The organism is Oscillospiraceae bacterium, from assembly GCA_035380125.1.
Lineage (GTDB): Bacteria > Bacillota > Clostridia > Oscillospirales > JAKOTC01 > DAOPZJ01.
The window spans coordinates 77,613-94,123 of record DAOSWV010000008.1 but is presented as its reverse complement, the minus strand read 5'-3'; the positions used below and the strand labels follow the sequence as shown (position 1 = coordinate 94,123).

Below are 16,511 nucleotides of genomic sequence, written 5' to 3'. Positions count from 1 at the left end.
AAATGTAGGGGCGGTTATCATCCGCCTGTTAAATTTATTTTTGTATAGGAGCAGTGAATGCTGCTCCTTTTTTGGTTTTAATGTGTCGGTATTTGTCGAAAATATATAAGAAAAATTAACTTGGAAATAGTTTACATATTATTTAATAAAAGGTATAATAATCCTATAGTTGCTGTTTTTGATTAAAATATAATGAATGGAGGGGGTTATAAGAAATTTTAATAGTAAAAAACTAATTATGGATAAGAAAGGTGAAATTATTATGATGAAAAAGTTTTTAGCGATTTTATTAGCATCTTTCGTATTAATTTGTGGTTGTGTTAACTCCAATGTTACTGATTCATCAGAACTTGACGAATCGAATATAGCCACTTCCTCTGCTAAAACCGATGCTGACAGAGTTCCCTCAACGGCTTATTTGGATTATGATGAATTTTATTCACAAGAACGTTTGTATCGGGACGAGACGTCGCCCTATATGTATGACAGCAGATTTACGCACAAACGGAATTCTACGACAGGAATTCACACATTGACTTACAAAGATTCGGTAACGGGGCTTGAAAAAGAATGGGATCCGAAAACCGAGGGCGAAATTACGGATTTCGCCATCACATACCTCGGATTAGTTATAGTGACCGGCGGAAATCGGATTTTGGAATGCGGCTTCAACACGGAAAACCGCAAAATCTTATATGAGAGTAAAAGTTCAATTAAAGAATTATTCGCATATTCGGAAATCATCTATTTTTTGACAGAAGACGGAGCGGTTTATAGTATTCACCGGCAAAGTGGAGAGCTTGATTTGATCATTCAAAACGCGGAAATTGTCTCTTTTGAACCATTATCAAATTATGCGATTGTGCTTAATAAATACAACCCTGAATGGTTGGAAAAATATGCGGATACACAAGAAGCTGATGATCCGAATATCTCTATGTATCTGGGTTGGATATATGATGTTTCTACGGGAAAAACAAGAGAGTTTTCGATAGAAGAATATGATAATAAACGAAAAGATTACTATTCGCAGACCAGCAACGACGGTGCAGATGTAGATAAAATTGATTTAACATTTAAAAATGATGCTGTTTTAAATTATGTAGATTGTGAACTTCATTATTCAGCTTACAGCGGAACTGTCAACGGAAACGCGGTACCAACATCCACTTATCCAATCGGTTCATATATTGGAAATAATGAAGGAGGAACTTTTCAGCGAACAGCGTGTACGCATCATAGCAGTGCTTGCGGTGTCAATGCATGCGACTGTTATGTTATGGAAAGTGCAATTCAATGTGCGGCTTTTGCGAAACGTGTATACAAAAATTTTTTTGGAAGCACTACAGCAGGCACAAATATACCATTAACTAGTATTAATTCAACCACAGATGCTCAAAATTTTTTTCAAGGACTAATACCGGGTGCCAGAATTTATTGCGCAAAAAGTGATTATTCCGGAAGCCATCAATTTATGGTTATAAGTACAGATTCGGTTGGGATTGTTCTGTATCACGCAAATTATACCGGACCTTGTAAAATTGCAATTTCATATTTTACATATGCTGAATTAGATAGTAAATATCGAAACGCTGATGGTTATGACGGTGTTCATACGGTGCATTCAGGAACATGGCAGTATTATAGCCCCACTCAACATAGACGAGTATGTACTATTTGCGGTGCGATCCAATACGGGACACATTATATAGATGGTCCGGCGGGTTGGGGTAATTGCGCGGTGTGCGGCGCGTACGGAAACTGGCCGGGTTCGTCTAAATAAATAATTTAAAAATAAATTAGTTAAAATATTAAAACGCACCGGAATTATTATCGGTGCGTTTTCATATTTAGAAGAAGTGCTATATACTTTTCTTAAACGGTTTTTCGTTTGTTAAATGAATATAAATGGGCGGATGCGACCCACCCCTACTTGGATTTGAATAAATCGGTGCTGAGATATTTTTCTCCACGGTCGGCGAAAACCACGACCACAAAGCCCTCGTCGATTTCTTTGATGCCTTCCAGCGCGGCCAGCATGGCTGCGCCGCTGCTCATGCCGACGAAAATCCCCTCTTCCCGGACGATGAATCTTGACATTGCAAAAGCGGCTTCGGATTCAATCATCACCGTCTGATCAATTTTTGATGGATCGTAGATTTCGGGAACAATCGCCTCCTGCATGTTTTTAAGGCCTTGAATATAATGTCCGCGGACAGGTTGGGCTTCGATGATCTGTATCGCGGGGTTTTTGCTTTTCAGTCCCATGCCGACGCCCATAATAGTCCCCGAAGTACCGAGCGCGGAGACGAAATGGGTAACCTTTCCGCCCGTATCCTCTCAGATTTCGTTGGCGGTCGTGCAGTAATGGGCAATCTTATTATATTCGTTTGAAAACTGGTTTGGCATAAAATATTGCTCCGGGTGATTTCGGCAAAGCTCATGCGCTTTTCGGATAGCCCCGTCTGTGCCCTGCGAAGATTCGGTCAGAATGATTTTTGCCCCGAACGCCTCGATCATTTTGCGGCGCTCGACCGAAACCGCCTCGCTCATGACAATGACCACGTGATATCCCTTCACCGCGCCGATCATGGCAAGCGCAATGCCCGTGTTACCGGAGGTGGGTTCGATGATGCGCCGCAAGATGAAAGCGGAACTGGTGCGCTGTGGTGACCCCTATGTTAAGACGAGCTGGTTGAAACGACAGCTAGATGAAGATGTAAAATTGACGTGATAAAATGTAGGGGCGGATATGATCCGCCCGTGTTTCAGAAAAGAAAAAACGGCGGGGTGTGCTCATCCCGCCGTAGTTGTTATATATATTGCCATTTCTTATCGCAGAGGGTGGGAATGCGCGTTATGGAGTAAATAGGTTTCAAATTTTCTGACATGTATACGGTTCACCGTAGGCGGATGATATCCGCCCCTACATTGATTTTTTTACGTTTTTTGCGACGGACAGCCACGGTAATCATGACGGCTGCCGCAATCAATACGAGCAGACCACCTGCAGCCATGAACACATAATTTTGAATCAGAACGCCCTGTGTCGACGCCAAAAACGTCGGCAGGGGCGTTTCGACGATGTCGCCGTAATATAACAATTCGGTGCTGTAGGACAGATCGTTTTCATGGATGGTCACAACACGCGTGCCGTGTTCAGCACCTGCTCCGTAGATATAGAAAGTCAAGCCGGGGGTCGACACGAGGTCGATGCCGCGGTAGGAGACGATGAAATCATTGACATGGTCATGCCCGAAAAAGGCCGTCTTAATGTCGCCGTTGGCCACCCATGCGTCGAATTCAGCGGCGTTTTTAACCGGTGAGCAGGGGCCTTCGCCGAGATTCCCGGAGGCGTTTTCGGAATTCAGGATATAATAATGATCGTGCCAGGCGTCAATGCCGCGCACGGCGCCCTCGGTACCCTTCGGAACCTCGAGCAGCGCGTCGTAGATCTCGGGAACGATGATGTGCTGGAACGCAAAGCCCGGCAGCTGTCTGCCGTATTCTTGAGTCAGCTGTGCCGAAGTCCGTTCGTACCAGTCGACCTGGTCTTTTTCGACGCAGGCATAGGTGCCCTGACCGGTCGTATCATAAGTGCCGCTGTCGAAAAACCACAGCACACACAAAGGAGTGCCGTTCGCGTCGTTCACCGTCAGATAATAATTACCGCAACCGGTCATCGGCTCACCCTCGATCGCAAGGCAGCCGGGAAAGGACTGATAATAGGCCAGCTGGGTCTCCTTGGAGATACCGCCCTCGTCGTCGTGGTTGCCGAAGACCACGGCAAATTTTAAACCGCGGTCGACCACCGGCTGCACGATTGCGTCGATGGCCGCTTTGGTGGCCTCGAGATCGTCACCGATCGACGGCGCATGAATCATATCGCCCAAAAAGACCACAAGGTCGGGATCGGAGTTATCAAGCGACGCGTTGAGCAGATCGAGCATCGCCTGCTGCGGATGGTCGGTATCCTGCGGATCGGCGAGAATTAAAATTTCGAATTCGCCGCTGTCAAAGGTCAGCGACTGTGCGCTGAATGAAACAACAAGTCCCGTGCAAAGCAGCAGCGAGAACAAAAAAGCAAGCACTTTTTTCATCGGATGATACCCTTTCGCGTGTTTTGGAATTTTTACATTAATTTTATTAAGCTGTCGGCAAGCAAATCAAAAGCCTGCGGGGAAAGTCCGAGTCCGACGCGTTTGACGTGTTCCCCGATGATCTCGGCGATGGAATCCTCCTTTGAAGGAATCGGCGTCTCTTTGAGGGTTTTAACGAAATCGGGATAATTGAAAATCTGCAGCCGTTCGATGCCGCACGCTTTCGCTCTGCGTTCCAGAATTGCCAGAGCGATTTCACGGTAACCGACCGACGGCGAAAGGCCGCATTCGCGTGCGGCAGCGGGGAGAATTTTTTCAAATAACAGGCGTTTCGGCTCGCCTTCGTACAGCGTCATCAAGTCGGCAATCGACTTGATTTCTTTTTGCTTAAGCGCTGCAAACAGGGCGAAAAAAGCTTTTTCTTCGGGTGGATTTTGGAGATAATAGGTTTTGCCCGCATACTCTTTGACCATTCGGAGAGCGTCGCATCGGCCCACCTTCATGCTGCGCATGATCCGTTCATGGCTGAAATCGAGGATGTTTCCGAGGTCCTCTGACGGGCCTAATTCGGTTACACGCAAATCCGATTTCCGGAATTTTTTCACCACGCCGATGGCGTAAGTGCGAATCACCAGCACATCGCGGAAGCCCTTGCGGTAAAGCATATTGACCGGCAGGTTGTTGTAAAAACCGCCGTCGATATAAATTTCGCCGCTGATCGGTTCGAGTTTGAAAACCGGCATATTGGCGCTGGCCATGAGATATTCGATCAGCTTTCCCTCGGGGATATCCTCCTTGAATAATTCCATCGGTTTGACATCGGGCATTTTCAAGGTGACGATTCCGAATTCTGTCGGGGATTCGCGCAGCTTTTGTTCGTCGTAAATCTCTGTGAGGATTTCCCGGATCTTGGTGGTGTCAAGTCCTTTTTTCTCAAAGAAGGTGTGCAGAGCCGTGCGCATCGGGCTGATCTTTTTAAAATCAAATTTTCGGTAAAGAATATCATGCAGAATCGTCTCGTCGACATCAAATAATTTCGAGAGTGAGAGTTTTTCCCACCAGTCACGGCATTTTTCCCAATCCCCCTGAGCGATCAGGCCGCCGTTGAGCGCCCCGATTGAAGAACCCGTAACGCCGCCGAAAGCGTATCCGTTTTCAAAAAACGCCTCGACCGCGCCCATTTGATAAGCGCCTCGTGCGCCGCCGCCTTCCAATACCAAGCCTTTGGTCATACAGTTCCTCCTCTCACACATACTAAACTCATATCGCTTTGTTTTGAGTGTAGCACGATTTTCAATTTTATTCAATACGGTGCGAAAGGATTCGCGGTTTTGGTTGACATCGGAGCGGCGCATCGGTATAATTTGAACAGATTGGAGGCATCGACATGGGACTTTTTTATAACACGCAAAACGGACTGCCCGAATGGCAGGCCAATCCCGAAATATTCTCGATTAACCGGCTGCCGCATCGGTCGGATTTTTCACGTTATTCGACCCTCGCCGACGCTTTGTCCTGCCGCCGCTGGAGCGGAGAACGCTATCTTTCCCTGAACGGCGAGTGGGAGTTTGCATGGGTTCCCTGTCCCGCTGAAGTTCCCGAGGGTTTTCAAAACGGCGAAACGGAGTTCGGACACATCGAGGTACCCTCAAATCCGCAGGTTTTGGGGTACGGTATACCGCAGTACTGCAATGTGCAGTTTCCATGGGAGAACGGCGAAGATGTGATGGCGCCCTATGCACCCGAGAAGAAAAACAGTGTTTATTGTTACCGTAAGCGCTTCTTTTTACCGCAGAGCTTTGACAGCAAAGAAGTGATTTTGCATTTCGCGGGCGTGGATAACTGTTTTTATCTCTGGGTCAACGGACATGAGGTCGGATTTTCGAAAAACTCCTTTAATGCGGCCGAGTTTGACATTACGAAATATCTGCACGAGGGTGAAAACCTGATTGCGGTGCAGGTGATGCAGTACAGCGATTCCAGCTGGCTGGAGGATCAGGATTTTTGGCGGCTGTCGGGTATTTTCCGAGACGTATTTTTATATTGTATCCCCCAGAAGGCACTGGCCGATTTTGGTACGATCTGTGATTTCGACGGCAGCAAAGGTATTTTTGTTTTATACGGAAAGACGGGGACCGCTTCGCACGCCGCACTGTATGATGGCAGCAACGAGGTATTCTCGGCTTCGGTGACGGACACGTTTAATCTTTCGGTGGTGTTGGAAAACATCAAACCGTGGAGTGCCGAAAAGCCCAATCTCTATACGCTTGTGATTTCCGCCGATGACGGCAGCGAATTCTGTTCGACACACGTCGGTTTCCGGCGCATTGAAAACCGGGCGGGCGTGCTGTATCTGAACGGCGCGCAATTGAAGTTTGTCGGTGCGGACCGGCATGAATTCGACGCGAAATACGGGCGCGCGATCACCCATGAGATCATGGAGAGCGACGTATTGATGATGAAGCGGCACAATATCAATTCGGTGCGCACTTCGCATTATCCCAACCATCCGTATTTTCTGGAACTGTGCGACAAGTACGGGCTGTATGTGATCGACGAGACCAACATGGAGACCCACGGCACCTGGGGCTGGCCCGATGTGCAGCGTGTGCCGGGTAACGATAAACTCTGGGAACCGGCACTGCTCGACCGCGTCGAGGCCGTATTCCAGCGTGACAAGAACCGCCCGAGTGTGATTTTGTGGTCGCTCGGCAACGAGAGCAACGGCGGCACTGTGATTCACGAGATGTACCTGCGCTTCAAGTCCAAAAACGACGGGCGGCTGGTACATTACGAGGGCGGAAGATGGTGCGAAGACGGGACTTGGTCGTCCGACTTTGTCTCGGCGATGTACTCAACCTTTGAGGAGTGCGAAAAACTGCTGAAGCAGGGCAAAAAGGAACAAAAACCGGTCGTGCTTTGCGAATATGCCCATGCGATGGGCAATTCCTGCGGCGATCTGGACACCTATACAGATTTGTTTTATAATACCGAGGGTTTTGTCGGCGGCCTGATCTGGGACTTTGTCGACCAAGCCCTTTGGAAGGCCGAGAACGGCAAGACCTTTTTGGCCTACGGCGGCGATTTCGGTGATGATCCGAATGACGCCGAATTCTGCGGTAACGGCCTGATCACAGCCGACCGCAGGATTACGCCGAAACTGATTCAGGCCAAGCACAGCTACCGTCCGGCGGTGTTTTCGTGCAAAAAGCCCGGCAGCGGCGCATACACAGTTAAAAACCGCGCGCTGTTTACCGATATCAACGAATACGATATCGTCGTGACCTATACCAAATTTGCGGGATTCGAGCAGACGGTGCTGGCTTCGCAGAAACTGACTGTCAACTGCCCGCCGGGACAGAGCGCAGAATTCACGGTATTGCCGCCGAAAAAAGTCGACGGCGAACTGCAGGCAAGGGTTGAATTGGTATTGCGCAATGACACGCTTTGGGCCAAGGCCGGCTATTCGGTTGCCTGCGACGAGTTTATCACGGGCAAGCAGCCGCCGGTTGCAGTGGTCAAGGCGACAGCGCCAAAAGCGGTCAGCACTTACGGCAATATCTATGTTGAGGGGCAGAATTTCTCGGCGCGGTTTTCACGCCGCAGAGGCGAACTGGAGAGTTACCGCGTAAACGGAAAAGAACTGCTGGCTGCGCCGGTGCGTCCGATTTTCTGGCGCGCGCCGACCGACAACGACAACGGCTGGCGGATGCAGTCGGCATTGGCCTGTTGGCGCGGGGCTTGTGACAGCCGCGGGGCGATTCCGCTGTCCAATTTCAAAAACGTCAGACAGGGCAAGGACTGCGTGGAAGTCGAGGTCTTTACCCGTGCGGCAACTTTTATCCCCAACATCGTTGAACTGGTCTATCGGTTTTACGGCGACGGCACGATGGAGATCAATTTCGAGACCACGCTCAACAAGAACGTCCCCTGTCCGCCGAAAGTCGGTATGCAGTTTGTGCTTGCCGGCGGTATCGAGACCGTGAAATGGCTCGGTATGGGGCCGCATGACAACTACTGCGACCGCGTGACCGGATGTCTGTTGGGCGTTTGGGAGAAGCCGGTCGATGAGATGTACTTCCGGTATCTCAATCCGCAGGAGAGCGGAAACGCCATCGGGGTTCGGATGGCCAAACTCTCGGGTGAATACGGGCTTTCGGTGGTTTGCGACCGGAATTTCGAACTGAATGTGGGTCGCTACACCGCGGAGGAACTGGAATTCACCGACCACTGGCACGAACTGCCCGAGACCGATAAGACGGTTTTGCAGGTCAATTATGCCAGTCAGGGCGTCGGCGGCGATTTGAGTTGGGAAATCACCGCAAAACCGCATGAACAATTCCTGATTAAGCCCGGAAAATATAAGTATCAGATCAAGATCACTCCGTAGGGAAATTTATCAATTTAAAAAGGACGGACACAAGACATGACCATGACAAGCAGAGAACGCATGATGCGGTGCTATGAGCACAAAGAGGCTGATCGCATCCCGATGACCGACTCCCCCTGGCAGGGAACGCTGAACCGCTGGCGGAGTGAAGGACTGACCGAGGAGGCCTGGGAGGACAGGTTCGGCTTTGACCGCATTACCTTTTACGGCGGCGACAACTCCCCGCGTTTTCCCGTACGCGTCGTCGAGGAGACCGATACGCACATCACCAAAACCACCGAATGGGGCGTGACTCTGCGTTATATCAAAGGCGTTGATTCTACACCGGAATTTCTGCATTTCGAGGTGACCGACCCCGACAGCTGGCGTAAAATTCGGGATCGCATGACCCCTTCGCGCGACCGCATCGATTGGGGCAAGGTGGAGCGGAACTATAAACTGGCGACCGAAAAAGGACTCTGGCGTTACGCCAACTTTTGGTTTGGTTTCGACATCACGCATTCCTGGTTTGTCGGAACAGAGACACTGTTGATTGCCATCGCCGAAGAACCCGAATGGTGCGCCGAGATGTTTAACCGCGAACTCGACGTGAACATCGCCCTGATTGAGATGATGCTGGATGCGGGATATGAGTTTGACGGTATTCAATGGCCCGATGATATGGGGTTCAAACAAAATCAGTTTTTCTCGCTGAATACATATCGCGAACTGCTCAAGCCGGTGCAGAAACGCGCCTGTGACTGGGCACACGCGCACAACCTGAAAGTGCATCTTCACTCCTGCGGCGACATCAATCCGTTTGTGCCGGAACTCATCGAGATCGGCGTTGATGCGCTGAACCCGCTCGAGGTCAAGGCGGGTATGGATCCGGTCGCTCTGAAAAAGAAGTTTGGCGACAAGTTGGTTCTGCACGGGGGCATCAATGCGGTTAAATATGAGGAGACCGAGGCGTTTATCGCCGAGATGGAAAAGGTGATTCCGGCCGTCAAGGAAAACGGCGGTTACATCTTCAGCTCCGACCATTCGATTCCGAATAACGTCTCTCTGGCCGAGATGACTGCGATCGCCGAAGCGGCAATGCGGCTTGGGAAATATTGATATAGCATTGCTTTGATATGTAAAAGAAACACCTTCTTGCTAAAGAAGGTGCTCGGAATATCAAAAGATATTTATGAGGTGTATTTCCATTTCAGTTTAACGATTACTGTATCCGGTGATATTGGCTTTAATTCGTCCCCTTTTTTTATGGCTTCTTCCCCAACATCAGACCAATGTAAACGATATTCAACAGTAGCTCCGGGTTTAATTGAAAAATAGATCGATTTTTCAAAATAAAAATCTTTCAATGGGTGCTCGTTTTCGACTCTGAACACGGCAGATTCAATTCGGCACGTCTTGTTTGTTGTGTTTGTAATCTTGTATAATCCATATTCGTCTGTTCCTACATCACATCCTTCAATAATAAAACCAATATATTCAATCTCAAATATACGTTTCCATTCTGTACTTTTGTAAATAACACCAAAGGTAGTTGCAGTGGCAACAAGAAGCAAAATCCCCAAAATGATTATTTTTTTCTTCATGAGTATCACCTCTTATCACCATAATATACCAGATAGATTAATTTTGCAATATGAGATATAATTATTAGCGCGCTTTTTCTTGATTTAGACAACGGGTATGATATAATAAAAACAATTTATATCGGAGGTAATTATTTATGACAAAGGTTGCAATCATCGGCTGCGGCGGTATCGCCAACGGCAAGCATATGCCGTCACTCAAAAAGACCGGTATGTGCGAAATGGTCGCGTTCTGCGATCTGATCAAGGAACGCGCCGAAAAAGCGGCTGCGGAATTCGGCGTGAAAGGCGCCAAGGTCTATACCGATTATAAAAAGCTGCTCAAGGATCCGGAGATTGAGGTTGTGCACGTCTGCACTCCGAACCGCTCCCACAGCAAAATCTCGGTCGACGCGCTGAACGCGGGCAAGCACGTGATGTGTGAAAAGCCGATGGCGATCAATTATAAAGAGGCGCTGAAAATGGTGGAGGCCGCAAAGGCCAACAACAAACTGCTGACCATCGGTTATCAGCAGCGCAACCGCCCCGATTCGAACTATCTCAAGGCCGAGTGTGAAAACGGCACATTGGGCGATATCTATTTTGCCAAAGCGCGTTCGGTCAGACGGCGCGGCGTTCCGACTTGGGGCGTGTTTTTGAACGAATATGAGCAGGGCGGCGGCGCGCTGATCGACATCGGTACCCATGCGCTCGACCTCTGCTTGTGGATGCTGAATGACTGGGATGTCAATTATGTCGTCGGCACCTCGTATCACAAACATAATCAGGATTCCCAAACCGCCAATATGTTCGGCGATTGGGATACCAACGAATTTACAGCAGACGACGCCTCGTTCGGTTTTATCGTGATGAAGAGCGGTGCGACCATTTTCCTCGAAGCCACCTGGGCGCTGAATACCCTCGATCAGGCCGAAGCCAAAGTCGAACTCTGCGGTACCAAAGCCGGAGCGGATATGGTCGACGGGCTGCGCATCAACGGCGTCAGAAACAACCGTCAGTATGTTGAAAAGCCTGACTTTGCAACGGGCGCTGTCGCTTTCTTTGAGGGTGATCAGGGCGGCAGTCCGGCCGACATCGAAGCGAAAATCTGGATGAAGGCCGTCAACGGCAAGGGTGAATTGCTGGTGAAGCCGGAACAGGCCGCCGTCGTCACCCGCTGTCTCGACGCGGTTTATGAATCCGCCAAAACCGGCAAGCCGGTATACTTTAAATAGCAATATCAAAACTGCGGTTTTGACTTAGGAGTTTTGCGCTTTTGCACAAAACTCCGACAAGCTAAAAAGTTTTCAAATAAAGAGGGATTATTATGAACGTGACTATTTTTGTCGAGGACGACAAAGCCAATACCCAACCCGAAGTGTTGGAGGTCTATAAAGACGGCATCGCCGCCGAGCTTGCGACGATTTTTAAGAGCGGAAAAGTGCGCACAGTCAGCAGTTTTGAGCCGGAATGCGGCTTAACCCAAGAGGTGCTGGACGACACCGACGTGCTGTTGTGGTGGGGACACCGCTTCCACGGCAATGTGCCTGACGAGGTGGCAAAACGCGTTGTCAATGCCGTTTTGTCCGGTATGGGTCTGATCGCCCTGCACTCGTCGCATTACTCCAAGCCCTTCAAGACGCTGATGGGAACGACCTGCTCGCTGCGCTGGCGTGAGGGCGATTTCGAGCGGCTCTGGATCACGTCACCGTCGCACCCGATTGCCAAAGGACTGCCGGATTATATCGAACTCGAAAAAGAAGAGATGTACGGCGAATATTTCGACATCCCCGCACCGGACGAGATTGTCGGCATGGGGTGGTTTAGGGGCGGCGAGGTCTTCCGCTCGGTCTGTGCGTTCCGCCGGGGTCTGGGCAAGGTGGTCTATATTCAGCCCGGCCATGAGACCAACCCGACCTATAAAAACAAAAATATCCGCAAGTTGATTCATAACGCAGCTTCGTGGGCGGCGGAAGGCACCAGAGCCGCAGCGCCGACCGGCAGCCGGCACTGCCCGGTTCCCCTTGAACAGAAGCAATAGGAGGTTGTTATGAAATTAGGCGTTTTGACCGTGCTGTTTTCCGACCGGTCACTCGAGGATACGCTCAAATATCTGGCGGGTTTGGGAATCGACACCGTCGAACTCGGCTGCGGCGGATATCCCGGACGCGCACACTGCGACCCGGAGATTTTGCTGTCGAGCCAAAAAGCGTTGGACGAATTTAAGGCGAAATTTAAGCACTACGGCATCGGCATCTCGGCGCTTTCGGCGCACGGAAACCCCGTCCATCCAGACAAGGCCGTTGCCGCGACCGCGCACGATCATTTTATGAAGGCCTGCCAACTGGCGCAGAAGCTCGATCTCGACCGCGTGATCACTTTCTCGGGCTGTCCCGGCGACCATCCGGGCGCGAAATATCCCAACTGGGTGACCTGCCCGTGGCCGGACGATTTTCTGAAGATTTTGGAGTGGCAGTGGGATGAGGTTTTGGTGCCATATTGGAAAGACACGGTCAAGGAGGCCGGCAAGTACGGCGTCGACAAGATCGCGTTCGAGATGCACCCGGGTTTTTGCGTCTACAATACCGAGACGATGTTGAAAATTCGCGACCGCGTCGGCCCGCAGCTGGGCGCGAACTTCGACCCGTCGCATCTGTGGTGGCAGGGCATGGATCCCGTCGAGGCCATTTATGCGCTCAAAGGCGCGATCTATCACTTCCATTCCAAGGACACCAAGGTCAATCCGCGCACAACCCGCGTAAATGGTGTATTGGATACCAAACATTTCTCTGACGAACCGAGTCGGAGCTGGATTTTCCGCACGGTCGGTTACGGACACGGTGAAGATGTCTGGCGCGACATCGTTTCGGCGCTGCGTCTGACCGGATATGACTACGTCATGTCGATCGAGCACGAGGATTCGCTGATGACCAACACCGAGGGATTGGAGAAGGCAATCGACCTGTTACGCAGAGTGATTGCGTTCGAACCCAAACCCGGCGGCATGTGGTGGGCTTGAATATAGTAGGGAACGGTCTTGACCGTTCCGTTATTCTCATTGCATTTTTCGAATTTATAAATTTAAAACGGTAGTATCATGATGTTCCTGCGGGCATTCGCCCGCAGGAACATTACCGCCGGAACGGTCAAGACCGTTCCCTACAATAATCAAAGGCAGGAATAAATATGTCTTCACAGAAAGAGGCGGCCGCCGAACACGCGATCATCGGTGCGTCCGCGATCTCAAAACCGTATGAACGCAATACCCACCCCGACGCGCAGTGGTTTCCCACTGCGGGCCTGGGTCTTTTTCTGCACTGGGGCATTTCCTCGGTGTTCGGAAATACCGATATCTCTTGGGGGATGATGGAGGACTGGGGATGGGACGCACCCCTTCCCGGCTATCCAAAGGTCACGCCGCGGCAATATTACGAAGAGGGTATCGCGAAGTTCCATCCCGATCAGTTTGAACCCGAAAAATTTCTGGGCGCGGCGGTCGAGGCCGGTTTCAAGTATGCCGTTCTGACCACCAAACACCACGACGGATTCACGCTGTTTCCGAGCAAATTCGGCGAAAACGGCGCGGCACATTCTCTGAACGGGCGCGATCTTGTGGGCGAATACGTCGACGCCTGCCGCAAGGTCGGTATCAAGGTTGGTCTTTACTATTCACCGCCGGACTGGTATTTTAACCGTGAATACATGAGCTTTAACGTCAACAAGAGGCCCGACGGAAGCCGGATTTTGAAGAATTTTGACCTGCAGCCCATCGACAAACTGCCCGAGATGCCGCCGGAACACAAAAAGGCCTATGCCGAATTGATCCGGGGTCAGACGCTGGAACTGTTGACACGGTACGGAAAAATTGATATCATCTGGTTCGACGGACGCGGCGTCGAGGAAAGCGATCCCGATCCGATCACCATCGAGGAAATCCGCACCCTGCAGCCGCAGATTCTGATCAACCCCCGCATGCACGGCAAAGGCGACTTCTCGACCCCCGAGTGCAGCATTCCGAAAACCGCACCCGAGGGCTGGTGGGAGATGTGCCATCTCTTGAACGACCACGGTTGGGGCTATACGGTGCATCCGTACAAGAGCTTCGAGTGGTGGCGCGAGACCTACGAGACCGTGCACGCGATGGGCGGTAACTTTTTGACCAACGTCGGTCCGATGCCGTCGGGTGCGCTGCCGGACGAATATTATGAGCGCATGGCACAGATCAAAGCGTATTTTAAAGGCAAAAAATAACGGAGGGTATAATTTCATGCACAAGGTAGGAATCATAGGATACGGCGGAATGGGCAGCGGATGGCATCCGCAGCGGTTTGAAGATACCGGCAGAGCCAAAGCCGTCGCCGCCTATGACATCAATCCGGTGAAGCTGGAAAAAGCCGAAAAAGACGGGCTGGTCGCCTGCCGGAGCGCCGCGGAACTGCTGGCGATGTCGGATATCGACATCATCGTGGTCGCGACGCCGAATAATTTTCACTGTAAATATTCGCTGATGGCGCTTGAGGCCGGGAAAAACGTATTGTGCGAAAAGCCGGTCATGATGAACGCCGCAGAACTCGAAAAAGTGCTCGATATGTCCAAAAAAACCGGGAAAATCTTTTCGGCGCACCAAAACCGCCGTTTTGACCGCGATTTTGTGACGGTGAAAACCGCCATTCAAGAGGGTATGATCGGCACGCCGTTTTATATCGAGAGCCGCGTGCAGGGCAGCCGGGGGATCCCGGGCGACTGGCGCTGCGTGGCCGAGGCCGGCGGCGGCATGCTCTACGACTGGGGCATTCACCTGCTGGATCAGATTTTGTGGATGGAGAAATCCCCGGTCACCGAGGTCTACTGCCAAATGCTCAAAGTTAAATTCGATGTCGATGACAACTTCAAGCTGCTGTTGAAGTTTCAAAATGGGCTTTCGGCATTGATCGAGATTGATACATATTGCTTCCTGCCGCTGCCGCGCTGGCATGTGCACGGCGATCACGGTACCATGGTGGTGGACGACTGGAAATGCAACGGCAAGATCGTGAAATCCAAGACACTGGAGATGGTCTGGGAAGAAGGCGTCGTTTGGACCGAAGGCGGCCCGACCAAGACCATGGCGCCGAGACCCCGCGAGAGCGTGGAAGAACTGGCACTGCCCGACGTCAAGACCGACGTGGTCGACTTTAGCCGCAACTTCCTTGACGCGGTAGAGGGTAAGTGCGAACAGCTCGTTAAACACGACGAGATGCTGCGCGTGATGAAGATTATTGACGCGGCGTTCCGTTCCGGCGAAGAGGGCATTTGTGTCAAATTTTAAATAATGAGTTTTAAAACCCGCGAAACGGCAAAACCGGACGCGGGTTTTGTATATCAACGAAAGGGTGACAGGGAATGAAAAAGATCGATATTTTTGGGGCGCCCGTAGTGCTGCACGGGTTTGACGCCGAAGGCGTAAAAAAATTATGGCGGCTGCCGTTCGCGCTGCACGATCAGGTCAATCTGGGCGTGGCAACGCTCTGCAAGCACACTTCGGGCGGACGCATCCGGTTTTGTACCGACAGCAAAAAGCTGAGTGTCCGGGTGACGGTGACCGAGGACTGTCTGTTTCCGCATATGCCGCTCTCGGGCAGTTCGGGGGTCGATCTGTTCGTCAACGGGCGGTTTGTGCAGAACTGGCGGCCCGATCTGAACAGGCGGGTCTTTTCGTTTGAATATAATATGAGCGGAGAGAAAAACGAGATCTGCTTCTATCTGCCGTTATATAACGGCGTGGAGGCGTTTGAACTCTATGCCGACGACGGGGCTTTTATCGGCGCGCCGAGGCCGTATACCCATCAAAAACCGGTCGTTTTCTACGGCTCATCGATCACACAGGGCGCCTGCGCCTCAAGACCCTCGAACAACTATGTCGCCGAGGTCTGCGAGATCGTCGACGCCGATTTCCGCAATCTCGGCTTTTCGGGAAACGCGCTGGGTGAGGAGAACATCGCCGATTATATTGCGGGGCTGGATATGAGCGTGTTCGTGCTCGATTATGATCACAATTCCTGGACGGAGCGGCTCGACGAGACCCATGAGCGGTTTTTCAAACAGGTGCGGGCGAAGAACCCGACACTGCCAATCATTATGATGACTCGCCCCGATTTTGACGCAAACATTCCCGACAGCACCCGCCGCCGCGAGATCGTGAAACGAACCTACGATAACGCTGTGGCAAGCGGGGACAAATTTGTCGCGTTTTTGGACGGCGAGACGTTTTTCGGCAATGTGCTGCGCGACCACTGCACGCCCGATACCTGCCACCCGACCGACCTCGGATTCGAGCGTATGGCGATGGCGGTGCTGCCGGCGCTGAAGAAGTTTTTAAGTTAAAAATCCTGTAGGGGCGCACCTGTGTGTGCGCCCGAGTACATGGATATCAACAGGAAACTGTTGCAACGGATATTCCAACGTGCGCACACACAGGTG

General features: G+C 51.0%; 12 protein-coding genes and 1 pseudogene. 9 read left to right on the top strand and 4 right to left on the bottom strand.

What is annotated here, in order from left to right; all coding sequences use genetic code 11:
- Positions 1 to 262 precede the first annotated feature (262 nt).
- The gene (locus PK629_04445) at positions 263 to 1,783 is read left to right on the top strand and encodes a hypothetical protein (GenBank protein HOP10724.1); all 1,521 of its coding nucleotides are present in this window, start codon (positions 263 to 265) and stop codon (positions 1,781 to 1,783) included.
- A gap of 146 nt (positions 1,784 to 1,929) precedes the next feature.
- Here PK629_04445 and PK629_04440 read toward each other — a convergent pair.
- From PK629_04440 to PK629_04430, 3 genes and pseudogenes are all read right to left on the bottom strand, one after another.
- Positions 1,930 to 2,634 (bottom strand): annotated as a pseudogene (locus PK629_04440) (cysteine synthase family protein).
- 266 nt (positions 2,635 to 2,900) lie between these two features.
- Positions 2,901 to 4,100, bottom strand: a complete 1,200-nt coding sequence (locus tag PK629_04435; GenBank protein HOP10723.1) for a metallophosphoesterase family protein — start codon at positions 4,098 to 4,100, stop codon at positions 2,901 to 2,903.
- A gap of 32 nt (positions 4,101 to 4,132) precedes the next feature.
- Positions 4,133 to 5,332: a patatin-like phospholipase family protein gene (locus PK629_04430; protein HOP10722.1), complete on the bottom strand. Its 1,200-nt coding sequence runs from the start codon at positions 5,330 to 5,332 to the stop codon at positions 4,133 to 4,135.
- Positions 5,333 to 5,487: 155 nt separating this feature from the next.
- On the opposite strand from PK629_04430, the gene PK629_04425 reads away from it, so the two are divergent.
- Both PK629_04425 and PK629_04420 read left to right on the top strand, forming a co-directional pair.
- Complete coding sequence (locus PK629_04425; protein ID HOP10721.1) at positions 5,488 to 8,490, top strand: glycoside hydrolase family 2 TIM barrel-domain containing protein; 3,003 nt, start codon at positions 5,488 to 5,490, stop codon at positions 8,488 to 8,490.
- A 36-nt stretch (positions 8,491 to 8,526) separates the two neighbouring features.
- Positions 8,527 to 9,588, top strand: coding sequence for a uroporphyrinogen decarboxylase family protein (locus PK629_04420; protein HOP10720.1), 1,062 nt, complete (start codon positions 8,527 to 8,529; stop codon positions 9,586 to 9,588).
- Between the two features lie 71 nt (positions 9,589 to 9,659).
- Here the strand turns inward: PK629_04420 and PK629_04415 are convergent, their stop codons facing one another.
- Complete coding sequence (locus PK629_04415) at positions 9,660 to 10,073, bottom strand: hypothetical protein (GenBank protein HOP10719.1); 414 nt, start codon at positions 10,071 to 10,073, stop codon at positions 9,660 to 9,662.
- A 137-nt stretch (positions 10,074 to 10,210) separates the two neighbouring features.
- Between PK629_04415 and PK629_04410 the strand changes: the two genes are divergently transcribed.
- The 6 genes from PK629_04410 to PK629_04385 all read left to right on the top strand — a co-directional run bounded on the left by PK629_04410 (position 10,211) and on the right by PK629_04385 (position 16,415).
- Positions 10,211 to 11,287 (top strand): Gfo/Idh/MocA family oxidoreductase, encoded by a 1,077-nt coding sequence (locus PK629_04410; GenBank protein HOP10718.1) that lies wholly within the window; start codon positions 10,211 to 10,213, stop codon positions 11,285 to 11,287.
- 92 nt (positions 11,288 to 11,379) lie between these two features.
- The gene (locus tag PK629_04405; protein HOP10717.1) at positions 11,380 to 12,093 is read left to right on the top strand and encodes a ThuA domain-containing protein; all 714 of its coding nucleotides are present in this window, start codon (positions 11,380 to 11,382) and stop codon (positions 12,091 to 12,093) included.
- Positions 12,094 to 12,102: 9 nt separating this feature from the next.
- Positions 12,103 to 13,071 carry a sugar phosphate isomerase/epimerase gene (locus PK629_04400; protein HOP10716.1) on the top strand — a complete coding sequence of 323 codons (969 nt, stop codon included), beginning with the start codon at positions 12,103 to 12,105 and terminating at the stop codon, positions 13,069 to 13,071.
- Positions 13,072 to 13,238: 167 nt separating this feature from the next.
- Positions 13,239 to 14,303, top strand: a complete 1,065-nt coding sequence (locus PK629_04395) for an alpha-L-fucosidase (protein HOP10715.1) — start codon at positions 13,239 to 13,241, stop codon at positions 14,301 to 14,303.
- 16 nt (positions 14,304 to 14,319) lie between these two features.
- Positions 14,320 to 15,360, top strand: a complete 1,041-nt coding sequence (locus PK629_04390) for a Gfo/Idh/MocA family oxidoreductase (protein ID HOP10714.1) — start codon at positions 14,320 to 14,322, stop codon at positions 15,358 to 15,360.
- Positions 15,361 to 15,434: 74 nt separating this feature from the next.
- Entirely contained in the window at positions 15,435 to 16,415 is a 981-nt protein-coding gene (locus tag PK629_04385; protein ID HOP10713.1) for an SGNH/GDSL hydrolase family protein, read from the top strand.
- The last annotated feature ends 96 nt before the right edge of the window (positions 16,416 to 16,511 follow it).

Bases quoted from the DNA above. Each gene is read 5' to 3' on its own strand.
- PK629_04430 (HOP10722.1), bottom strand. From the start codon at position 5,332: ATGACCAAAGGCTTGGTATTGGAAGGCGGCGGCGCACGAGGCGCTTAT.
- PK629_04435 (HOP10723.1), bottom strand. From the start codon at position 4,100: ATGAAAAAAGTGCTTGCTTTTTTGTTCTCGCTGCTGCTTTGCACGGGA.
- PK629_04420 (HOP10720.1), top strand. From the start codon at position 8,527: ATGACCATGACAAGCAGAGAACGCATGATGCGGTGCTATGAGCACAAA.
- PK629_04425 (HOP10721.1), top strand. From the start codon at position 5,488: ATGGGACTTTTTTATAACACGCAAAACGGACTGCCCGAATGGCAGGCC.
- PK629_04445 (HOP10724.1), top strand. From the start codon at position 263: ATGATGAAAAAGTTTTTAGCGATTTTATTAGCATCTTTCGTATTAATT.
- PK629_04400 (HOP10716.1), top strand. From the start codon at position 12,103: ATGAAATTAGGCGTTTTGACCGTGCTGTTTTCCGACCGGTCACTCGAG.
- PK629_04410 (HOP10718.1), top strand. From the start codon at position 10,211: ATGACAAAGGTTGCAATCATCGGCTGCGGCGGTATCGCCAACGGCAAG.
- PK629_04385 (HOP10713.1), top strand. From the start codon at position 15,435: ATGAAAAAGATCGATATTTTTGGGGCGCCCGTAGTGCTGCACGGGTTT.
- PK629_04415 (HOP10719.1), bottom strand. From the start codon at position 10,073: ATGAAGAAAAAAATAATCATTTTGGGGATTTTGCTTCTTGTTGCCACT.
- PK629_04390 (HOP10714.1), top strand. From the start codon at position 14,320: ATGCACAAGGTAGGAATCATAGGATACGGCGGAATGGGCAGCGGATGG.
- PK629_04395 (HOP10715.1), top strand. From the start codon at position 13,239: ATGTCTTCACAGAAAGAGGCGGCCGCCGAACACGCGATCATCGGTGCG.
- PK629_04405 (HOP10717.1), top strand. From the start codon at position 11,380: ATGAACGTGACTATTTTTGTCGAGGACGACAAAGCCAATACCCAACCC.